The organism is Burkholderia sp. HI4860 (assembly GCF_002223045.2).
GTDB lineage: Bacteria > Pseudomonadota > Gammaproteobacteria > Burkholderiales > Burkholderiaceae > Burkholderia.
On the sequence record NZ_NKFO02000005.1, the window covers coordinates 980,221 to 1,001,723 of the forward strand.

Here is a 21,503-nt window from a genome sequence, read left to right on the forward strand (position 1 = left end):
GCGACAAATGGAAGGGATTTTTCCTGCGCCAACGCGCGCACGGCGCGTCCGGCATGACGCGCCGGGCGGCACCGTGCAGACGCACGATCCGCGAACGCCGCTACTTCGGGAGCCAGCCTTTCAGGCTTTCCGTCAACATGTTCACGCAATCGGCGCGGGTTTCGCCGGTCTCGATGAAGCTGTAGTCGCTCAACGCTATCCAGATCACGCGCGCGTCCATGCCTTCGCCGTCGAACGCCAACATTTGATTGTGCTTGACGATCGGCGTCCAGATCCAGGGCTTCATGTCGCACTCCAGCGCCGCCAGCAGCGTGCCGTCGGGACTGTAGAAATGGGGCCGCCCGTCCGCGGTAATCGCCAGCAACTGGCGCCCGTGCAGGAGCTTCGGCGGCTGCTTGTAAGCGTGATGGACGTGTGCGTATTCGCAGGGGATGACCAGCCGTCCGCTCTCGTGCACGACACCCTGCAGGATGCCCGGATTGTCCGGCGAAGGCTCGCCGGGCCGACACCACTCGACCACAGCGAGGCGCAGCTTCCGGTGGAACGCGAACACGTTCTTGTAACGCGTGTCGAACAGCGGTTCGCCGGTTGTCGCATCGAGCGCGGACACCGTATCGTCGGAATGGAAGAGGCGGACCTTGCCATCTTCGTGGAGCATTCCGCCGGTCAAGTTTTCGAACAGCGACTCGCCATCGGGCCAACGCAGCAGCTCGACGATTCCGCTCGTGCCTTCCGGCAGCGGCGCACGTCGCCCCAGTGCCAGCGTTCGCGTGAGCGGAGACACATTGACGTAGCCGGCGGAAACCGGCACGACCCACCGGCCATTCAGATCCTTGAGGCCGCCCGGCGCCCCGGCATGCCAGTCACCGTGTTGCCTGATGACGATATAGCCTGCCTCGATGTCGATCCATTCCGCGCCTTCGTCGGGGTGCACCAGCCAGCGCCCATAGGGCGTGACGAGCCCGGCCGGGGCGCGTGGCCGATCGGCGTCGGCCGAAGGCGATTCGCCGGCAGCCCGATCGATTCGCCGCACGTAGTACGCCTGCACTTCCTCGATCCAGGGTTGCCAGCCCCTTGCCGGCTCGTAGCTTTCCCGCAGATCATCCGGCCATTCCGCATGCGGCTGCGCCTCGATCGCGTAGATGCGCTCGATCACGTTCGGATTCCACCATCCCCATTGCCCCGTTGCCTCGCTCAGCAACGGTAGAAGGGCGGGCGGCAGGTCGCCCGCGCCCGGCTCCGGTGCGGGGCCCCATTCGGCGCAGCGTTGTCGCGTCTGCTGCAGGAACGCGTTCATGTCGGGCGTGCCGAGGGCCGCGTCGCAACACTGGCTGCAATCGAGGATCAGCCATTCGCGCGTCGTCGTGGAGACGGTCGTGTGCATGTGCGCCCATTGCGCCTGAGCATCGGCCGGCAGCTGCGGCAGCCGCGGCTGCATGTGCCGATCCAGCGCATGCCAGCGTTCGCGTACCTCGGCCATCGGCGCCATCAGGCAGGCGGGCGACTCGACATCGCTGAATATCGCGCACGATGCGATCCGTGGCAGATGCGCCGCATTGCCGATCAGGTAGAGGAACAGTTGCGGAATCTGTTCGAACCATTCGGCCCAGCCGTCCACCTGGCCGTTGTCGACATCCCACACGGTCTCGGGCGTGGACGGATGGTCGTGAGCAAACAGGCAAGCATATCGAAGCATTTTCCCGGAATCTCTCTTGTTTATTTGTGTGAGCAACTTCGGTCGTCCACGACCGGAAAGGTCGGATCCGGACGCAGCCGAATGGCGTCACGTCCGGCAAGCCGTCGGCCCGTCATACCTCTACGCAGCAACAGGCCGATCATGTGTGCATCAGCCTGCGGCCGATCCCGATCATCAACGCTCCCACGCAGCCGAGGAATATACCCGTGATGCCGGCGCCGAGCCATTCATGGCGCGCATGGTGTTCGTCGTCGGTCAGTTGCAGGCGGGCGCGGGTGTACGTGGTGGAGCGGGTTCTTTCAAGGAAGGAGTAACGGGCGGACATCGTCGTTCCTTCAATCCGCACGCGGAGGGCCAAACGGATCGAATAACCGGAGAGACCGCTGACGTGCCGGTATCAACTTGAATTGAGCGACTTCCCCGTTTCGGGCGCGATTCACTTGGAAAATAGATGACGGTCGGCATGGAATACAGTCCATGGGCTGTTTGACCTTGCCACCCAGTGGTTGTGGTTGGCGAGACGCTTTGGGCAGTGATGTGTATAATTCAGAAATTCATACACATCGAGAGGTATGCCATGCGTACCAACATTGAAATCGACGACAAGCTGATGGCCGAGGCGCTTGCCGCAACCGGTATCAAAACCAAGCGCGAAGCGGTCGAACTCGGTCTGAAGACGATCATCAGGCTCAAGCAGCAAGAGCAGATTCGCCAGTTCCGTGGAAAACTCCACTGGGAAGGTGATCTCGACGCCATGAGGACGGATCGATGACGCTCGTGGATTCGAGCGTCTGGATCGACTATTTCCGCGGCAAGGTTGCGCCGGAAACCGACAAGCTCGACGCTTTGCTCGGCCACGAGGCACTGTTGTCGGTCGACCTGATCGTCGCGGAGGTGTTGCAGGGCTTCTCGGCTGAATCCGATTTCAATGTCGCCCGCCAGTTGATGACGGGGCGCATGAATGTCGTGTCGCTGGTCGGCGCCGACAACGCTGTCCAGGCCGCACGAAATTATCGTGAGTTGAGAGCGCGAGGCGTGACGATCCGCAAGACCATCGACACGCTGATTGCGACTTACTGCATTGAGAACGGGGTCTCGTTGCTGTATAGCGATCGCGACTTCGATCCATTCGTTCAACATCTGGGTCTTCGATCAGCCCTTCTGGATGATTGAGCGAAGCCAGACTAGCCTCATCGACCTTCGACCTGAGCGTTTTCCGTGCGACAGTACATCCAGTTCAAGGGCCGGAGCGCGAAGCCTTGCGGGCATCGGAACCGGGCGCAAGCACGAGCCAAATCTAAACGATTTGTGATCCCTTCCCGTCGAAAAAGTTTGCACAATGTCGGCAGCGCGGCCGTTGCCGCCATTCGCCCCCGCGCATCCGGCCAGCCGGACCGGGGCCGGCCCGAACCGATACCCGGCACCGACGTGCCGCCGCCCGCCGCCATGGACCAACCGAAACGTATCCTGATCGTCGAGGACGACGCCGATATCGCCGATGTACTGAGCCTGCACCTGCGCGACGAGCGCTACGAGGTCGTGCACAGCGCGGACGGTGCCGAGGGGCTGCGCCTGCTCGAGCAGGGCGGCTGGGATGCGCTGATCCTCGACCTGATGCTGCCGGGCGTCGACGGCCTCGAAATCTGCCGGCGCGCGCGCGCGATGACGCGCTACACGCCGATCATCATCACCAGTGCGCGGTCGAGCGAGGTGCACCGGATCCTCGGCCTCGAGCTCGGCGCCGACGACTATCTGGCCAAGCCGTTCTCGGTGCTCGAACTCGTCGCGCGCGTGAAGGCGCTGCTGCGGCGCGTCGATGCGCTCGCGCGCGATTCGCGGATCGACGCGGGCACGCTCGACGTCGCGGGGCTGGCGATCGACCCGATCGCGCGCGAGGCGAGCGTGGACGGCGCGCGCATCGACCTCACGCCGCGCGAATTCGACCTGCTGTATTTCTTCGCGCGGCACCCGGGCAAGGTGTTCTCGCGGATGGACCTGCTCAATGCCGTGTGGGGCTACCAGCACGAAGGCTACGAGCACACGGTCAACACTCACATCAACCGGCTGCGCGCGAAGATCGAGGCCGATCCGGCCGAGCCCGTGCGTATCCTCACCGTGTGGGGTCGCGGCTACAAGCTCGCCGCGCCGGGCCAGCGGGACGCATGATGAAGCTCACCCTTACCCAGCGGCTGTCGCTCGTGTTCTCGGTGCTGCTGCTTGCGTGCTCGGGCGCGTCGGCGTGGCTGCAGATCCGCGCGAACGACATGCGCGAGCAGGAAGTCGTGCAGGGGCTGTCGCGCGACCTGGCCGCCAACATCGTCAACAGCGTGACCCACAGCGCGCCGCTGATGGACGCGAACGGGCTGCGCCCGGACGCCGTGCGCACGCTGTTCGGGCAGTTGATGGGCGTGAACCCGAGCGTCGAGGTCTATCTGCTCGACAACGCGGGGCGGATCGAGGGCGACGATGCGCCGCCCGGCCACGTGAAGCGCGAGCGCGTCGATCTCGCGCCCGTGCAGCGCTTCATCGCGGGCGAGCCGCTGCCGATCCTCGGCGACGACCCGCGCAGCCCCGATGCGCGCAAGGTGTTCAGCGCCGCGCCGCTGCAGCTGGCGGGGCAGCCGCCGTCGGGCTACATCTACGTGGTGCTGCTCGGCGAGGCGCACGACCAGCTGGCCGCGCGTGTCGACGCCGGCAACGTGCTGCGCACGACGCTGTGGTCGATGGCGCTGGTCGCGCTGCTCGGCCTGCTCGCTGGCCTCACCGCGTTCAGTTTCATCACGCGCCCGCTGCGCCGGCTGACGGACGCGATGCGCCGCTTCGACGCGAACGGCACGCCCGACACGCAGCCGCCGGTGCCGCGCTCGCGGCCGGGCCGGCGCGGCGACGACATCGTCGTGCTCGAATCCGCGTTCGCGCAGATGGCCGACCGGATCGGCGACCAGTGGCGCGCGCTGACGCACCAGGACCAGCAGCGGCGCGAACTGATCACGAACATCTCGCACGACCTGCGCACGCCGCTCACGTCGCTGCACGGCTACCTGGAGACGCTGTCGCTGAAGTCGGACACGCTCGCCGAGAACGAACGGCGGCGCTACCTGTCGATCGCGCTCGCGCAGAGCGCGAAGGTCGGCCGGCTCGCGCAGGCGCTGTTCGAGCTCGCGCGGCTCGAATCGGGCGGCGTGCAGGCCGAGCGCGAGCCGTTCTCGCTCGTCGATCTCGTGCAGGACGTCTTCCAGAAATTCGAGTTGACCGCGCAGGCGCGCGGCGTCGCGCTGCATGCGCGGATTCCGCCTCGGGTGCCGGTCGTGTCGGCCGATCTCGGGATGATCGAGCGCGTGCTGACCAACCTGCTCGACAACGCGCTGCGGCACACGCCCGCGCACGGTGAGGTCGAAGTCGCGCTCGAGCCGCGCGGCGATCGTGTGCTCGTGACCGTGGCCGATACCGGCGAAGGGATTCCGGCGGCGCGGCGCGAAGGGTTGTTCCAGCGGCCGCAACGGCCGATGAGCGGCGGCGCGGTGACGAGCGGCGGGCTCGGGCTGTTGATCGTGCACCGGATGCTGGCGCTCAACGGCAGCAGCATCCGGCTGGTCGACCGGGCCGGGCGCGGGGCGGTGTTCGAGTTCGCGCTGGCGGTGGCCACGCCTGCCGCCGGCGACGGGCGCTGATCGTCGTCAGCGCCGGTCACGCCCGCGTTCAACCGCCGCGCTTGCGCCGCACGTCGCTCGGCGTCATGCCGGTCCAGCGCTTGAACGCGTGGCGGAAACCCACCGCGTCGCTGAAGCCGAGCGTCGATGCGATGTCCTCGGTGCTGAGCGTGGTCGTGCTCAGATAGTCGATCGCGAGCGCCTTGCGCACGCTCGCCAGCAGTTCGCTGTACGACGTGCCTTCGGCTTCGAGCTTGCGGCGCAGCGTGCGGGACGTGATGCACAGGATCGCCGCGATCGCGTCGATGTCCGGAAACTGCCCGGGCGTGCGCGTGAGTTCCTGGTACACGCGCCGCGTGACGCCGGCCTGGCTGCGCAATTCGTCGAGCAGGCTCGCGCAATGCGACGACACCTGCGCGGCGGTAATCGGATTCGCGAGCTGCGGCGCGCGCGTGAGCCATGCGGCCGGGTAGCTGAGCACGTGATGCGGCTGGTCGAAGGCGATCGGGCATTCGAGCGCATCGGCGAGCCGCGCCGCGTGCGCCGGCTGCGGCTGCGCGAACTGCGCGCGCGCCGGCACGCACCACGCCCCCATCACGTCCTTGATGATCGTCACGTGCAGCGCGAACTGCATGTCGATCAGGAAACGGTACAGCGGCTCGTCGAGGTCGGGGAGCGCGACTTCGTGCCGGTCGGGAAACTGCCACGACACGATGTCGCCCTGTTCGACCCAGCGGATCGCGAGCATGCCGTTCGCGAGCCGGTGATATTTGACGGCGGATTCGAACGCGTGCGCGAGCGATTCCGAACACAGCATCGCGTAGCCGTACATCCCGTAGCTCGACGCGTGCAGCCGGTGGCCGACGCGCACGCCGAGATCGGTGCCGTCGTAGCGGCCGATCGCATTGCGCGCGGCCGTGAGGAACTGCAGCGGCGACGTGAGCGTGAACGGGTCCGCGATGGCGGCTGGCGTGAGGCCGGTGCCGTCGAGCACCGCGACCGGGTCGAGGCCGGCTTGCGTCGCCACGTCGAGCAGCACGGCCAGCTTGGCCGGCGTGAAGCGCTGCTGGCGCAACGCGTGGGTCGGCTCGACGTCCGGCAGGCGGGCTGCGCGGGCGGTCGTCGGGGTCAAGAGCGCGCTGCGCGGCATGGGAGCATCCTGCGTCCGAATCGATATCGTTGACGGCACGCAATTCTGCGCGGGATCGGTCCCATGCGCCACAGGGTTCACCCTGATGCGCGCGCCGGTGCGACCCGTGCAGCGGGCTTCGGTGGCACCCCTGCCGCCGTAGCCGGCCTGGCGCGTACCGGCCGGCCCGGTCGGCGGTGTCCGGCGCAGTGACCTGGACAGGTGCGGCCCGCGTGTCCGTTTCGATCATCTTTTCGGCCGCCCGGATCATTTTCAAAGTGCGCCGCGCGGGCGATAGTCGCCGATCAGGCGATGGTCCGCGCTTCTCCGGCGTGCAGGCCGTCGTGCGAACGGCGCGGCCGGCGCGCCGTCCCCCGTGGAGTGAGACATGACGAAGAGACACTGGACCGGGTCGTATGGCTCGATCCCCGCCGAGATCGATCCCGATCGCTTTCCTTCCGTAACCGCGTTGCTGGACGATGCGATGCGCCGATTCGCCGATCGCCCGGCGTTCCACTCGTATGGCCGCACGCTGACCTATGCCGACGTCGACCGCCTGTCGACCGCGCTGGCCGCCTACCTGCAGCAGGTCGTGGGCGTGCGCAAGGGCGATCGCGTGGCCGTGATGCTGCCCAACGTGCTCGCGTTTGCGGTCGCGTTCGTCGCGGTCGCGAAGATCGGCGCGATCCAGGTCAACGTGAATCCGCTCTATACGGCGCGAGAGCTCGAGCATCAGCTCAACGACGCGGGCGTCGAGGTCGCGCTGGTGTGCGGCGGGTCGATGGGCACGTTCGCCGAAGTGGTCGGCGGCACGCGCGTGCGCACCGTGCTTAGCGTGGGGCGCGGCGATCTCGGTGTCGTCGATGCGCCGCCCGGGACCTGCGACGCGCTGCCGCCCGGTTCGATCCCGCTCGCGCGCGCCATTGCCGCCGGCGAATCGCTCACGTTCGAACCGGTTGCGCTCGACGGCGCGGACCTGCTGCTGCTGCAGTACACGGGCGGCACGACCGGCCTGTCGAAGGGCGCGGCGTTGTCGCACCGCAACCTCGTCGCGAACATCGAGCAGTTCGGGGCGATCGTGCCGGCCGCGCGCGTGCCGGGCGAGGAGGTCGTCGTCACGGCGATCCCGATGTATCACATCTTCGCGCTGACGGTGAACTTCCTGTCCTACTTCGCGATCGGCGCGCAGAACTGGCTGATCGCGAACCCGCGCGACATGGACGGCTTCATCGACGTGCTGAAGGCCGCGCGGCCGACGGTGTTCGTCGGCGTGAACACGCTGTACGCGGGGCTCGCCGGCCATCCGCGCCTGACGGAAGTCGACTGGTCGCGACTGAAGCTGTCGGCCGGCGGCGGCGCGGCCGTGATCGACGTGATCTCGTCGCGCTGGAAAGCCGTGACGGGCAACTTCATCCGCGAGGGTTACGGGCTGTCGGAAACGTCGCCGGTCGTGTCGTTCAATCCGCAGTCGATCGACTCGTTCACGGGCACCACGGGCCTGCCGCTGCCGTCGACCGACGTGAAGCTGCTCGACGACCAGGACAACGAGGTGGCGATCGGCGGCGCGGGCGAGATCTGCGTGAAGGGGCCGCAGGTGATGGGCGGCTACTGGCGGAAACCGGACGCGAATGCGGCCGCGTTCACGGCCGACGGCTATTTCCGCACCGGCGACGTCGGCGTGTTCGACGAAGCCGGGTTCCTGCGGATCGTCGACCGCAAGAAGGACATGATCATCGTGTCGGGCTTCAACGTGTACCCGAACGAGGTGGAAGCGGTCGCGACCGCCGTGCCGGGCGTGGCCGAGTGCGCATGCATCGGTGTGCCGGACGCGCGCACGGGCGAGGCCGTGAAACTGTTCGTGGTGCTCGCGCAGGACGCCGACGTGACGGAGGAGCAGCTCGTCGCGCATTGTCGCGAAAGCCTTGCGGGCTACAAGGTGCCGAAGCTGATTCGCTTCGTCGACCGGCTGCCGAAGTCGACCGTCGGCAAGATCCTGCGCCGGGAACTCAGCCGCACCGACTGATGGCGTCGGCGCGCCGCGCGGCACCCGGCGCGCCGACGGCCCGGAAGGCTCCGCGCGGGCCGCTCAAGTACAATGCGAGCGGTTCGATCGACGGGGACGCGATGACCGGTTCAGATTCACTTTTCGCCCAGCCCGGGCCCGCACCCGGGCGTGCGCTGCCGTCGCCGAGCGCGACGGTGCCGATCTCGCTCGTCAACGGCTTTCTCGCGAGCGCGGCCGTGCAGCGCGACGTGGTCGAGCGCTACCTGGGCGGGGCCGGCATCCCGATCGAGCTGCTCGGCGAACCGCACGCGCGCGTGACGGAGGAACAGTTCTCGACGCTGTACCGCACGCTCGCGATCGAACTCGACGACGAGATGCCCGGCATCTTCTCGCGCCCGCTGCGCGGCGGCACGCTGAAATACCTTTGCCTGAGCCTGCTCGATGCGCGCAACCTCGAAACGGCGCTGCATCGTTTCGGGCAATTCTTCCACATCCTGCTCGACGATTTCTTTGTCGAATCGAAGCGCGACGGTCTCGTCGCGCAGACGGTGCTGCGCCCGAACGACGCCATCGGCCCGATCGGCGCGCTCGGCCAGGAGCTGATGCTCAAGCTCGTGCACGGCGTGTGCTCCTGGCTGATCGGGCAGAAGATCCCGCTGCTGCAGATCGAGTTCGCGTGCCCGCGGCCGCGCCATGCGGTCGAGCACCTGTACTTCTTCACCGGCGCCGTGCAGTTCGACTGCGAGCGCACGCTGATGCGCTTCAGCGCGGACTACCTCGACGCGCCGATCCGGCAGAGCAAGCGCAACCTGCGCAAGTTCCTCGCGCGCGCACCGGGCGACTGGATCTTCGAATCGTTCAGCGAACAGCTCGTGTGCCATCGCGTGCGGCAGTACCTGTCGGAAGCGTTGCCCGACCTGCCGGTGATCGACCAGGCGGCCGAGCACCTGCATTGCTCGGTGCGCACGCTGAGCCGCCACCTGGCCGCCGAAGGGACGACGTTCCAGGCGCTCAAGGACGAACTGCGGCGCGACATCGCGATCCAGCGGCTGACCGATACGCCCGACACGATCGCGGCGATCGGCGCCGACATCGGCTTCGACGATCCGAGCGCGTTCCATCGCGCGTTCCGGCACTGGACAGGGAGCACGCCGGGCACTTACCGGCGGCGCGCGTAACGCGTCATGTGTCATGCGTCTTGCATCGCTTCAAGGTAGCCGGTTCCCATAACCGGATACCTTCGCGCGCTCCCATGGACGGCTCCCCTGGGCGGGACGGTTTTACGAATCGGCGGGACAGGCAGGGCGGCCGTTGCCGAAGCTGCGCACCGTGCTCGCGATCCGCGTGGCGAACTGCTCGATCATGCGCTGTTGCACCCGCACCATGTCCGCGTAGCCGCCGGGTGCCGCTTCGTTGAGCCGCGTGCTGCACGAAATGCGCGTGCCCGGTGTGTCCTGCTGCACGCCGACGACCCAATCCGCTTCGAACTGGGCCATGCTGCCGGGCCACGCATCGAAGCGGCGCACCTGCGTGCGGATGCTCATGACGGTCTGGTTCGACGGCCGCGGCAGGCCGGTGACGTTGCGCGCGCCCAGCTGTTCGACGAGCGCCGACGAAAGCGCCGCGCGCAGCTCGTCGCCGAGCGGCGCGACCCAGCGTTCGTTGTCGAGTATCCGCGCGGCGCCGGTCCCGCTGCGCACGACCATCTGCTGCTGGTCGAGCTGGGCGGGGATGCCGACCGGCAACACGTTGATCGCCAGCGGCGCGGCGGCGCGCGCGGTGGTCGACGTCGTGGAGGTGGACGTGGCCGGCGATACCAGCGTGTAGTAATGCACCGGGTTCGACGCGCAGGCGGTCAGCGCGATGACGGCGCCGGCGCCCAGGGCGATCGTCCTGGCGCGAATCGGGAAGCTCATGGTTGTCGTGGCTCCTGCTGGACAGGCGAGATGGAAGGGGCGACGGGCGCGAGCGGCGCGTGATCGGCGCCGGTGCCCCGGAGCAGCGCGTCGGGACGGCGGCCCAGCATGTCGGTGAGCGTGCGCAACGAGCGCGCAGTACGCTGGACTTCGGTCAGCGTGTTCGCGAGGTTTTCCTGAAGCGGGCCGTCCTCGGCGATGCCCTGGCGCAACGCGCCGAACGTCTGGTTCGCCTGGTCGAGCGCGCGCGTCGTCGACGGCAGCACCTGGCCGTTCACCTGCCTGAGCGTCGCGTCCAGGTTCGTCAGGCTCGAATCGACATGCTTGCCGATCGACGCCAGCGGCAGCTTGTTGATCTTGTCGACGATGTCGGCGAGCTGCTCCGGCAGCTTGTCGAACGTACTCGGCACGGTGGGCAAGGTCAGCGGCGTGGCATTCGCGTCGAACGGCACCTTGGGCGCGTTCTTCATGAAATCGAACGAAATGTAGAGCTGCTCCGTCAGCAGGTTGCCGGTACGCGCCTGCGCACGGAGCCCGTGCTCGACCAGGCCCGCGAGAAACTGGGCCACACGCGGATTGCCGTTGCCTTCGGTCTTCTGCAGCTTCTCGATGACGGGGCCGAGCCGATACGGATAGACCTTGACCATGACGATGGACTGGAAGCGTCGGGTGGTGCGGTCGAAGTCGAGCTGGGTCGACACCACCTTGCCCATGTTGACGCCGGAGAATTCCACCGGCGCCCCGACCGCGAGCCCGCGCAACGGCTGCTCGAAACGGAGTCGAATGAGCTGGGATGGGCCGTCCGGGGCCGCCATCGCGGACGTTTCGTTGTCGGCGAGCGTAAACAGGTGGTTTGCACGGGCCGCCGCCGCGTCGCTGTCTTCCGGCGTCGCGAACGCGATGCCGCCGCCCACGATCGTCGCGACCGACTGGGTCTTCAGCTTCAGGCCGTTCGCGTCGAGCGACAGATCCATCCCGCTCGCGTTCCAGAAGCGCGTATCGGTCGTCACCAGCCGATCGTACGGCGCATCGATGAACACCTGCAGGTTCATGTCGCGGCGCTGCATGTCGAGCTTGTACGACGCGACGTGCCCGACCATCAGGTGGCGGTAATAGACCGGCGAGCCGATATCGAGCGAGCCGAGATCGGTGGCGCGCAGCGCGAAGCTCGTCCCCGGCATGCCGTTGATGACCGTGGGCGGCGTCTCGAGCCCGGTGTAGGCCTTGCGCGATTGCGTCGAGCCGCCCGTGTCCATGCCGATATAGGCGCCGGAGAACAGCGTATCGATGCCCGATACGCCGCTCATGCCGACGCGCGGGCGCACGACCCAGAAGCGCGTGTCGTCGCGAATGAGGTTGCGCGCATTCTTCACGAACGAGACCGTCGCGACGACATGCGAACTGTCGTCGCTCAGCGAGATGGCGGTGACGGTGCCGATCACGACGTCCTTGTACTTGACGGGCGTCTTGCCGGCTTCGAGGCCTTGCGCGGTGTTGAACGTGATCGTGATTTCCGGTCCGACGGACAACCACGCGTGGATCACCATCGACAGGCCGATCAATGCCGCGACGAGCGGCACGAGCCAGACGAGCGACAGCCGCAGGCGGTTGCGCGTCACGGGCGGGTCGTGGGGTTCGAGGCCTTGCGGGCCGGATGGAGGATTCATGCTTCTTCGGCGTCCCAAATGAGGCGTGGGTCAAAACTCATCGCGGACAGCATCGTGAGAATGACGACCATGCCGAAAAACAAAATGCCGGCGCGCGGCTCGATCTCGGAGAGCGGACCGAACTTCACCAGCGCACAGATGATCGCGACGACCAGCACGTCGAGCATCGACCAGTAGCCGACCAGCTCGACCGCGCGATACAGCACGGCCCGCTCGCGCATGGCCGACACGCTGCGCCGGCCCGTCGTGACGAGCAACGCGCCGAGCGCGAGAAACTTCGTGCACGGCACGACGACGCTCGCGATGAAGATCACCGACGCGATGCCGTACGAGCCGGCTTTCCAGAACACCACGACGCCGCTGAGAATCGTCGATTCGCTGTGGCTGCCGAGCAGCGTGGTGCGCATCACCGGCAACACGTTGGCCGGGAGATAGAAGATCAGGCCGGCGATCAGCAGCGCCCACGCGCGCACGAGGCTGTCCGGGCGACGCGCGTGCAGCGCCGACCCGCAGCGCGGGCAGCGTGCCGCTTCGGCGGCATGCTGCGCGTGCGCGTCCTGCGCGGCGCAGGCAGGGGGCCGACAGACGAGGCCGCACGCATGGCACCCGACCATGCCCAGCTGACTGGCGCGCACGGGCAGGCTCACGAGCGGCCTCCGGCGGGTTCCACCGGCACGACCCGGTCCCACAGCTGGCGCGCATCGTGGCCCGCGATCAGCGGGATCAGCACCATCAGCACGGCCGTGGCCCACAAGCCCGCGCCGGGAATGATCTGCATGATGCTGGACAGCTTGATGATGGCGATCAGGACGCCGAGCAATCCGACCTCGATCATGCTCCACGGTCGCAGCGCGACGAGCAGCCGCATCAGCGGGCCGAACGCGGGCGCGCGATGTCCGGCGCGGGCAAACGCCAGCAACCAGATCAGCGTGGCGATCTGCAGGAACGGCACCACCACGATGGCGAGCGCCGTCGGAATCGCGATCGGCGCGGCGTAGCCTTTGGCCAGCGCGAGCGCGGATTGCCACAGCGTGGCTTCGCTGTGCAGCCCCTGCACGCTGATTCGCATGATCGGGCAGAGGTTGGCGATGGCAAACACCACGCCTGCCGCGATCGCCAGCGCGAGCCACCGGTCGATATCGAGCCAGCTCGAGCGAAACAGCACGGCCGAACAGCGCTCGCACCGCGCGACCTCGTGCGGCGCGAGCGCGCGGCGTCGGTAGACGCTGTCGCAATGCTCGCAGGCGATCAGGGCCGGAAACGTGTCCATGGGTTCGTGTTGCTCGCGCATGCGGTCTCGGTGATGGGCTTCGCAGTGTGCTTCGCGTCGATGGACGCTTTGGTGCGGTTTGATGGAGAAATGATGGAGGCGGAGCGGGCTTGAAGGCGCTGCGTCTCCATCGATGGCGATCGCGTCACGCCTTGGCGGAAATGGCGCGGAGTTCCTCGAGATCGAGGTCGCGCGTCAGTTCGTGCAGCGTGTGCTCGTCGATGTCGCCGGCGCGGTAGAGGCGCATGAGCTCGGCCCGTCCCGCCGCGATCAATTCCAGCACGGTGTCCGAACGCGCAACGAGGTGGGGCTTGTATTCGTCGGCGTGCCGCGCGTAGCGGGCCATGTCCTCGGCCTTGTGCCGGTGAATGTCCAGGAGCATCGGGTGAACGAGTTCGCCTGCCGCGTCGTAGGCCCGTTTTGCCATCAACTCGTACTGCACCTTGGCGATCACGGCCTGCGCCTCGCTCATGCTCAGGCGCGGCTTGTCGCTTTCCGGCGCCGCGAGCCCGGTCCAGCGGATCACGGCGCCGAGCGATTGCCCCTGCACCAGCACGGTGGCGAGGATGACGGCGATGGCGGTGACGAGGATGAAGTCGCGCCCCGGAAAACTCTCCGGCAGGCTGGCGGCGAGCGCCAGGGTGATCACCCCTCGCATGCCGGCCCAGCTCAACACCGTGGCATCGGCCAGCCCGAGCGGATGGAAGCGGGTCACGCCTAGCTTCCGCAGCAGGATGAGCGCGCCGTCCGACACATACACCCAGGCAAACCGCGCGAGGATGACGGCCAGCACGACGATCAGCACCGGGACGCCCATCTCCGCCAGCATCGAGTCGAGCCCGTCGCCCCGCTGGATCAACTCATGCAGCGAGGATCCGATGATCAGGAACACGAACGCCTCGAGAATGAAGATCGTGACGGACCAGAAGCCGGTGCCGTACAGGCGCGCCGACGCGCCGAGCACGCGGTGCTGGGACCAGGCGCAGATGAGGCCCGTCGTCACCGTGGCGATCACCCCCGACACGTGGAAGCGCTCGGCCAGCAGATAAGCGCCCCACGCACACAGCGGGCCGGCGGCGATGATCAGGCTGTCTTCGTCGAGATGGCGCATCAGGATGACCCAGGCGCCGCCCACGAACGCGCCGACCAGTACGCCGCCCAGCGCCAGCAGGGCGAAGCTGCCGAGCGCTTCGGCCGGACTGAACAGGCCCGTCACGCCCGCTGCCACCGCGAAGCGGAACAGCACGAGGCCCGTTGCGTCGTTGAACAGGCTCTCGCCCTCCAGGAGGATCAGGAGGCGGCGCGGCAGTTTCACCTGCTGCAGCGCGGCGCGGGCCGACACCGCATCCGGCGGCGCGACCAGCGCGCCCAGCGCCGCGCAGGCCGCCCAGGGCAGGGCGGGCACGAGCCAGTGGGCGACGAGGGCCACCACGACCGTGGTGAAGAGCACCGCCCCGATCGCCAACGCGCCGACGCCCAGCATGTGCCGGCGCAGATGGTCGAGTGAGATGCCCAGCGCGCTGTCCATCAGCAACGGGGGCAGGAAAATCACCAGCACCAGTTCCGGATCGATATGCACCTCGGGCAGGCCGGGCAGAAAGGCGATGAAACCGCCGCCGATGATCAGGGCGACGGCAGGCGGCAGCCCGAGCTTGTGCCCGACGTAGTGCAAGACAAGGATCGCCAGGAGCAGCGCGATCATCAATTCGAAAATAGCCATGGTGAGGGTTCTGTAGTCGGCGCTTCAGCGCTTCAGCGCTTCGGTGATGAGTGGCCCATGAGCGCTTCGCCCGGATGGAAGGCGCACTGAGCGGCCCGTTTTCCAGGACCCGGACAACGCCAGCGCCCGGCCGGGAGGGGGAGCAGCGCCACGTCTATGTCGTGATCCGCGCAAAGTCGATACAGGCGATGTGAATGGCGAGAATCATCGCGGACCCGTTCGTCGGTCGGCCATTTCGCGCGCTTGGCCGAAAAATCTCGTCGCCCGGGTTGATGGGCATCCCGCTCATCGCGCATAACCCTGGCCGTCGGGCAAATCCTTTGTGCCAGTTTTGATAGCCGTAATGTCCGCCCGTCGAATCCCGCCACGACAGCACCACCGTGCTGGCCGTCGGTTGATCCAGGAAATCGATCGTCGCGCTGCACCTCGATCGATCGCCCGAAGTCATTTTTCTGCGTAAATCGACCGCGCCATCCTTGCGTTGCCGGTTGATGCGCGCGCCGTCGCCGCATGCGTTGAGCGAGTGCATCATGTGGCGCCAGCGTTCCTCCGGTTCGATTGCGTCGGTCGGAATCAACGTCACGCGGCCCGTCCGTGAATCGTCGCTTCTTTCCGGTTCGCGCGCATCGCCATCGATCGACGAAGAGACATTGTCCTGATTGCTCATTTCGACCCTCGCTGCGCGCATGCGGTTGATCAGATCTCTGGAAAAGACGTTTTACCGATAACGATTCGAAAACAACGGAATCACGGCGCGGCCGCCGGCGTGCAATGCGCGTCGGCCTGTTGCTATGAGCCCGTTCTGCGCGCCAGTCTGACGAGATCGACGATCGTCGCGACCAGCGCGGCCAGCAAGACGGCCGCCAGCATCAGATAGCTCGGCGTCTCCCGGATCACCGCCGCGATCGGGTTGTCGGTCGCGGAAGACGACACGGCCACGAACAGGCCGTAGGCGACGAACCATCCGGTCGCGATCGTCAGCACGACTGCGATCGCCAGGAGTCCGGCGATCCGCGCCATGTGCCTTGTGCCGCCGCGATCCATGACGCGCATTCACTGGGTGCTGCGCAACCGGTAGCCGACTCCGCGCATCACCTCCGGCATCCCGGACGCGCCCGCGCATTCGAGCTTCTTGCGCAGCCGGCTGATGTGGCTGTCGACGGTGCGCTCCAGCGCATCGACGTCGGCGAGGCAGGCGTCGATCAGTTCGCTGCGCGTGAACACGCGGTTCGGCGAGCCGGCCAGGTGCGCGAGCAGCCGGAATTCGGTCAGCGTCAGCGAGACGCCGGTTGCTCCGGTGTCGGTGCGGACCGTGGTCAGATAGCTTTGCGTGTCGATTTCAAGGTTGCCGACCTTGATGAAGCGCCCGGACGTGGCCGTGTCGAAACGACGCAGGATCGCGCGGATGCGCGCGACCACCTCGGCCGGATTGAACGGCTTCGTGATGTAGTCGTCCGCGCCGAAACGCAGCCCCTGCAAGCGATCGATCTCGCGGTCGAGCGCCGTGATGATGACGATCGGCGTGTCGTTGCGGCGGCGCAGTTCGACCAGGACTTCCCAGCCGTCCTTCTTCGGCATCCTGACGTCGAGCAGGATCAGGTCGGGCTTCAGGACCGGCTCCACGTCGAGCACCGCCTGGCCGTGATCGACGCGGTAGGTGCGAAAGCCGTCGTGGGCGAGGTACGCGTCGAGTATGTCGGCGATCTCCGGATCGTCTTCGGCAATGAGTATCAGAGGGTTCATCGGGTTCACTGGAAGTGAGCGTGACCGTGGGCGGTCCGGCGGCGCGGCACGTGCGCCGCCGGACTTCACCGTGCTTTCGGTCGTCGCGAACGGATGGGCGACGGCCCGTTGCTCAGTTTTTTGCCACGCTGTTGGCGGGAGGCACGTCGGTGTCGGTCAGCCCGCCACCGAGCGCCTTGTAGAGCGCGACCGCGTTGCCCAGTTCGGCGTTGCGCAGATCCAGCAACGTCTGGCGCGCGGCATACAGCTGGCGCTGCGAGTCGAGCAGTTCCAGCCGGTCCTCGATGCCGGCGCGATAGCGCAGGTTCACGAGATCGGTCCGGCGCTCGGCGCTCTTCACGACCTTGGTCTGCGCGTCGATCTGGCGGCTGAAGGTCTCGCGCCCGGCGAGGCCATCGGCCACTTCGCGGAACGCGGTCTGGATCGAGCGTTCGTACTCGACGACCGCGCTGGACTTGCGCACTTCTGCGAGATTCAGCTCGGAACGCAGCCGCCCGCCCTGGAAGATCGGCAGCGTGACCTGCGGCGCGAAACTCCACACGCGCTGGCCGCCGTCGAACAGGCTGCCCAGCCCAGGGCTGAGGAAGCCGATCGACGACGTCAGCGACAGGCGCGGGAAGAATGCCGCGCGCGCCGCGCCGATGTCGGCGTTGGCGGCGACGAGATTCTGCTCGGCCTGCTGGATGTCCGGCCGGCGGTACAGCAGTTCCGACGGCAGGCCGGCCGGCAGCTTGGTCATCACCGGCTGGCGCTCCAGCGACAGCGGATCGGGCAGGTTCTTCGGCAGGTCGGTGCCGACCAGCAGCCGCAGCGCGTTGCCCGCCTGCTCGACGGCGCGCGAACGCGCCTCGAGATCGGCGCTGGCGCTCGCGACCTGGCCTTCGGCCTGCGCGATGTCGACGCCGCTAGCCTGATCCGCGAGCTTCAGGCGCCGCGCGAGGTCGAGCGACTGGCGCCAGTCGTTCAGCGTGCGTTCGGACAGCGCGCGCTGCTCTTGCGCGAGACGCTCGGCGAAATACGCGTTGGCCACGGAGCCGACGAGCGCGATCTGCACTGCCCGGCGGCCGTGATCGGTCGCGAGGTAGCGCGCGAACGCGGCATCCGACAGCGACTTCACGCGGCCGAACAGGTCGATCTCGAACGCGCTGAGACCGATGTTCACGCCGTACTGGTTCTGCGTGTTCTCGAGCAGCGGCGGGTTCGATTGCGAGTCGGCGGCCGTGCGCTGGCGCGTGAAGCTCGCGCCGGCGCCGATCGACGGCAGGCGCGCGGAACGCTGGATGCCGTACTGCGCTTCGGCCGCCTGAACGTTCAGCGCGGCCAGGCGCAGGTCGCGGTTGTTCTCGAGCGCGAGCTCGATCAGGCGCTGCAGGCGACGGTCGCCGAACATCGAGCGCCAGCCGAGATCGGCGGCGTTCGCGTGCTGGTCGGCCGCGACCGCGGTCGTATAGGCGGTCGGCACCGGCATTTCGGGCTTGACCAGCTTCGGCGCCATCGAGCACGCCGACAGCGCGAGCGCGGCGGAAACCGCTGCGGAAAGAATGAGTAATCGCATGGCATCAACCTTCATGTTCGTGGGTCACGGCGGCGGGCTTCTTGCCGGATGCGCGCCATGCCGAGAGGCGTTCCTGGATGCTCATCACGAACACGTAGAAAACCGGAACGAAGAAAATGGCCAGCACGGTGGCGGTCACCATGCCGCCGAACACGCCGGTGCCGATCGCGTGCTGCGTTTCGGCGCTGGCGCCGGTCGCAATCATCAGCGGGACCACGCCGAGGCCGAACGCGAGCGAGGTCATCAGGATCGGGCGCAGCCGCAGCCTGGATGCCTGCACGGCCGACTCGATCAGCCCCATGCCTTGCTCGCGCAACTGCTTCGCGACTTCCACGATCAGGATCGCGTTCTTCGCCGACAGGCCGATCACGGTGATCATCCCGACCTTGAAGAACACGTCGTTCGGCATCCCGCGCAACATCACCGCGGCGAGCGCGCCGATCAGGCCGAGCGGCACCACCAGCATCACCGACAGCGGAATCGCCCAGCTCTCGTAGAGCGCCGCGAGCACCAGGAACACGACGACCATCGACAGCGCCATCAGCATCGGCGCCTGCGAAGCCGACTCACGCTCCTGCAGCGACTGGCCGGTCCACGCGACCGTGAAGCCCGGCGGCAACTGCGCGGCCAGATGCTCCATCTCGGCCATCGCCGCGCCGCTGGAGTAGCCGGGGGCCGAGCCGCCGGAGATCCGTGCGGACGGGTAACCCTGGAAGCGCACCAGCTGCAGCGGGGTTTCCGACCAGACCGGACGCACCACTTCGGACAGCGGCACCATGCCGCCGGTCGCGTTGCGCACGTAGAGCTTCATCACGTTCTCGATCTGCATGCGGGCCGGCGCATCCGCCTGGATGATCACCTGCTGCATGCGGCCCGCGTTCGGGAAGTCGTTCACGTAGGTCGAACCCATCGCGGCCGACAGCGTGTCGCTGATGGTCGTGAACGACACGCCGAGCGCTTCGGCCTTGTCGCGGTCGATGTCCAGCTTCACGCTCGTGCCGGCCGGCAGGCTGTCCGGATAGACGCCGGTCACCACCTTGCTTTGCGCGGCCAGTTCGAGCAGCTTGGCTTCAGCCGCCTTGAGTGCCGCGTAGCCCTGGTTCGCGCGATCCTGCAGGCGCATCGTGAAGCCCGAGCTGGTGCCCAGCCCGTCGATCGCCGGCGGCAACAGGCTCATGACCGTGCCTTCCGTCACGCCGCCCATCGCGGCCTGCGCGCGCATCGCTTCGTCCATCGCGTTTGCCCCGTCGCGCTTGTCCCAGTCCTTGAGCACCGCGTAGTTCAGCGCGGCGTTGGAGCCGAGGCCCGAGAAGCCGTAGCCGATGATGGAGATGCTCGACTCGATGCCCGGACGCGACGCGAGATGCTTCTCGAGAGTCTTGACCACGTCGCCCGTGCGCTCGACGGTCGAATCCGACGGGAGCAGGAAGCCGGTCATGAAGTAGCCCTGGTCTTCCTCGGGCAGGAACGACGACGGCAGCATGCGGAAGCCGAACACCAGCGCGGTGGAAATCGCGACGAACAGCAGCATCACGCGGCCCGTGCGGCCGACCAGCTTGCCGACGCGCGTTTCGTACCAGCTCGTCATGCGGTCGAAGCGGCGGTTGAACCAGCCGAAGAAGCCGCGCTTCTCGTGATGGCCATGCTCGACCGGCTTGAGCATCGTCGCGCACAGGGCCGGCGTCAGCGTCAGCGCGAGCAGGGCCGAGAACATGATCGACACGGCCATCGACATCGTGAACTGCTGATAGATCACGCCGACCGAACCGCTCGACATCGCCATCGGCAGGAACACGGCCGTCAGCACCAGCGTGATGCCGATGATCGCGCCGGTGATTTCCTTCATGGCCTTGATCGTCGCGTCCTTCGGCGACAGGCCTTCTTCCACCATCAGGCGTTCGACGTTTTCCACGACGACGATCGCATCGTCGACGATGATGCCGATCGCGAGCACCATGCCGAACATCGTCAGCACGTTGATCGAGAAGCCCGTCATCAGCATGACCGTGAAGGTGCCGAGCATCGCCACCGGCGCGACGATCGCCGGGATCAGCGTGTAGCGCACGTTCTGCAGGAACAGGTACATCACCAGGAACACGAGCACCATCGCTTCGATCAGCGTGTGAATCACCTTCTCGATCGAGATCTTCACGAACGGCGCGGTATCGAACGGGATCGAGTAGGTCATGCCGGACGGCATCGTCTTGGCGATCATGTCCAGTTGCTCGCGCACGGCCTCGGCGGTCTTCACCGCGTTGGCGCCCGGCGCCAGCTGCACGCCGGCGAAGGTCGCGGGTTTGCCGTTCTCGCTGTTGACGAAGGTGAACGACTGCGGGCCGAGCTCGACCCGCGCGACGTCGCCGAGCACGACCTTCGAGCCGTTCGCGTTCGCGCGCAGCACGATCTTCGCGAACTGCTCGGGCGACGTGAGCTGGCCTTGCGCGGTGAGCGGTACCGTCACGCGCTGGCCCGGCAGCGCGGGCGCCGCACCGAGGCTGCCCGGGGCGATCTGCACGTTCTGCTGCGCGACGGCCGTCGTCAGGTCGTTCATCGACAGGCCGTAGGTGATCAGCTTCTGCGGATCGACCCAGATGCGCATCGCCTGTTCGGAGCCGAACAGCTGCACCTTGCCGACACCTTCGACACGGCGCAGGTCCTCGACGACGTTGCGCGCCATGTAGTCGGCCAGCGCGTTTTCGTCATAGCGGCCGCTGTCCGACTTCAGGCCGACGAACAACAGGAAGCCGGTGGAGGCGGACTCGACGATCACGCCGTTTTGCCGCACGACGGGCGGCAGGCGCGGCTCGACCGACTTGAGCTTGTTCTGCACCTCGACCTGTGCCATCGCCGAATCGGTGCCGGGCTTGAAGGTCGCGGTGATCTTTGCCTGGCCGGACGTATCCGACGCCGATTCGAAGTACAGCAGGTTGCGGACGCCGGACAGCTCGCGCTCGATGAGGCTCAGCACGCTGTCGGTCATCGTCTGCGGCGTGGCGCCCGGGTAGGTGGCGGTAATGGTGACGGTCGGCGGCGCGACCGACGGATAGCGCGCAACCGGCAGTTCGGGGATGGCGATCAGGCCCAGCAGGATGATGAAGAGGGCGATCACCCACGCGAAGACCGGGCGCCGGATGAAGAATTGGGACATGACT

The 21,503-nt window shown here is 67.1% G+C and carries 19 protein-coding genes; 6 read left to right on the forward strand and 13 right to left on the reverse strand.

Annotated features, from left to right (window positions below):
* Nucleotides 1-100: 100 nt before the first annotated feature.
* Together CFB34_RS38430 and CFB34_RS38435 are read right to left on the reverse strand one after the other, a co-directional pair.
* Nucleotides 101-1,642 (reverse strand): hypothetical protein, encoded by a 1,542-nt coding sequence (locus CFB34_RS38430; protein WP_089443998.1) that lies wholly within the window; start codon nt 1,640-1,642, stop codon nt 101-103.
* 193 nt (nt 1,643-1,835) lie between these two features.
* Entirely contained in the window at nt 1,836-2,021 is a 186-nt protein-coding gene (locus CFB34_RS38435; protein ID WP_089443999.1) for a hypothetical protein, read from the reverse strand.
* Nucleotides 2,022-2,273: 252 nt separating this feature from the next.
* Here CFB34_RS38435 and CFB34_RS38440 point away from each other — a divergent pair, with 252 nt between their 5' ends.
* From CFB34_RS38440 to CFB34_RS38455, 4 genes are all read left to right on the forward strand, one after another.
* On the forward strand, nt 2,274-2,468 hold the full coding sequence (locus tag CFB34_RS38440) for a type II toxin-antitoxin system VapB family antitoxin (protein ID WP_047904609.1): 195 nt from the start codon (nt 2,274-2,276) through the stop codon (nt 2,466-2,468).
* Nucleotides 2,465-2,869, forward strand: coding sequence for a PIN domain nuclease (locus tag CFB34_RS38445; protein ID WP_089444000.1), 405 nt, complete (start codon nt 2,465-2,467; stop codon nt 2,867-2,869). The genes CFB34_RS38440 and CFB34_RS38445 overlap by 4 nt, the downstream gene beginning before the upstream one ends.
* Before the next feature lie 273 nt (nt 2,870-3,142).
* Entirely contained in the window at nt 3,143-3,862 is a 720-nt protein-coding gene (locus tag CFB34_RS38450) for a response regulator transcription factor (protein WP_039353478.1), read from the forward strand.
* Nucleotides 3,862-5,367 carry a HAMP domain-containing sensor histidine kinase gene (locus CFB34_RS38455; RefSeq protein ID WP_089444001.1) on the forward strand — a complete coding sequence of 502 codons (1,506 nt, stop codon included), beginning with the start codon at nt 3,862-3,864 and terminating at the stop codon, nt 5,365-5,367. The genes CFB34_RS38450 and CFB34_RS38455 overlap by 1 nt, the downstream gene beginning before the upstream one ends.
* A gap of 28 nt (nt 5,368-5,395) precedes the next feature.
* Here CFB34_RS38455 and CFB34_RS38460 read toward each other — a convergent pair whose 3' ends face one another.
* Nucleotides 5,396-6,496 (reverse strand): AraC family transcriptional regulator, encoded by a 1,101-nt coding sequence (locus tag CFB34_RS38460; protein ID WP_089444002.1) that lies wholly within the window; start codon nt 6,494-6,496, stop codon nt 5,396-5,398.
* 367 nt (nt 6,497-6,863) lie between these two features.
* Between CFB34_RS38460 and CFB34_RS38465 the strand changes: the two genes are divergently transcribed.
* Nucleotides 6,864-8,498: an AMP-binding protein gene (locus CFB34_RS38465; RefSeq protein ID WP_089444003.1), complete on the forward strand. Its 1,635-nt coding sequence runs from the start codon at nt 6,864-6,866 to the stop codon at nt 8,496-8,498.
* The gene (locus CFB34_RS38470) at nt 8,498-9,658 is read left to right on the forward strand and encodes an AraC family transcriptional regulator (protein WP_089444004.1); all 1,161 of its coding nucleotides are present in this window, start codon (nt 8,498-8,500) and stop codon (nt 9,656-9,658) included. Before CFB34_RS38465 ends, CFB34_RS38470 begins: the two co-directional genes overlap by 1 nt.
* A gap of 102 nt (nt 9,659-9,760) precedes the next feature.
* On the opposite strand, the gene CFB34_RS38475 is transcribed toward CFB34_RS38470, so the two are convergent.
* The 10 genes from CFB34_RS38475 to CFB34_RS38520 all read right to left on the reverse strand — a co-directional run bounded on the left by CFB34_RS38475 (nt 9,761) and on the right by CFB34_RS38520 (nt 21,499).
* Nucleotides 9,761-10,396 (reverse strand): PqiC family protein, encoded by a 636-nt coding sequence (locus CFB34_RS38475; RefSeq protein ID WP_089444005.1) that lies wholly within the window; start codon nt 10,394-10,396, stop codon nt 9,761-9,763.
* Nucleotides 10,393-12,063 carry an MlaD family protein gene (locus tag CFB34_RS38480; RefSeq protein WP_089444006.1) on the reverse strand — a complete coding sequence of 557 codons (1,671 nt, stop codon included), beginning with the start codon at nt 12,061-12,063 and terminating at the stop codon, nt 10,393-10,395. Before CFB34_RS38480 ends, CFB34_RS38475 begins: the two co-directional genes overlap by 4 nt.
* Nucleotides 12,060-12,710, reverse strand: a complete 651-nt coding sequence (locus CFB34_RS38485; RefSeq protein ID WP_089444007.1) for a paraquat-inducible protein A — start codon at nt 12,708-12,710, stop codon at nt 12,060-12,062. The genes CFB34_RS38480 and CFB34_RS38485 overlap by 4 nt, the downstream gene beginning before the upstream one ends.
* Nucleotides 12,707-13,333, reverse strand: coding sequence for a paraquat-inducible protein A (locus tag CFB34_RS38490; RefSeq protein WP_242808791.1), 627 nt, complete (start codon nt 13,331-13,333; stop codon nt 12,707-12,709). Before CFB34_RS38490 ends, CFB34_RS38485 begins: the two co-directional genes overlap by 4 nt.
* Before the next feature lie 145 nt (nt 13,334-13,478).
* Complete coding sequence (locus CFB34_RS38495) at nt 13,479-15,053, reverse strand: Na+/H+ antiporter (RefSeq protein WP_089444009.1); 1,575 nt, start codon at nt 15,051-15,053, stop codon at nt 13,479-13,481.
* A gap of 154 nt (nt 15,054-15,207) precedes the next feature.
* Nucleotides 15,208-15,720, reverse strand: coding sequence for a DUF3331 domain-containing protein (locus CFB34_RS38500; RefSeq protein WP_179243814.1), 513 nt, complete (start codon nt 15,718-15,720; stop codon nt 15,208-15,210).
* A 122-nt stretch (nt 15,721-15,842) separates the two neighbouring features.
* The gene (locus tag CFB34_RS38505; protein WP_143329551.1) at nt 15,843-16,097 is read right to left on the reverse strand and encodes a hypothetical protein; all 255 of its coding nucleotides are present in this window, start codon (nt 16,095-16,097) and stop codon (nt 15,843-15,845) included.
* A 9-nt stretch (nt 16,098-16,106) separates the two neighbouring features.
* The gene (locus CFB34_RS38510) at nt 16,107-16,796 is read right to left on the reverse strand and encodes a response regulator (protein ID WP_089444012.1); all 690 of its coding nucleotides are present in this window, start codon (nt 16,794-16,796) and stop codon (nt 16,107-16,109) included.
* Nucleotides 16,797-16,908: 112 nt separating this feature from the next.
* On the reverse strand, nt 16,909-18,351 hold the full coding sequence (locus CFB34_RS38515; RefSeq protein ID WP_089444013.1) for an efflux transporter outer membrane subunit: 1,443 nt from the start codon (nt 18,349-18,351) through the stop codon (nt 16,909-16,911).
* Nucleotides 18,352-18,355: 4 nt separating this feature from the next.
* Complete coding sequence (locus tag CFB34_RS38520; protein ID WP_089444014.1) at nt 18,356-21,499, reverse strand: multidrug efflux RND transporter permease subunit; 3,144 nt, start codon at nt 21,497-21,499, stop codon at nt 18,356-18,358.
* Nucleotides 21,500-21,503: the final 4 nt, after the last annotated feature.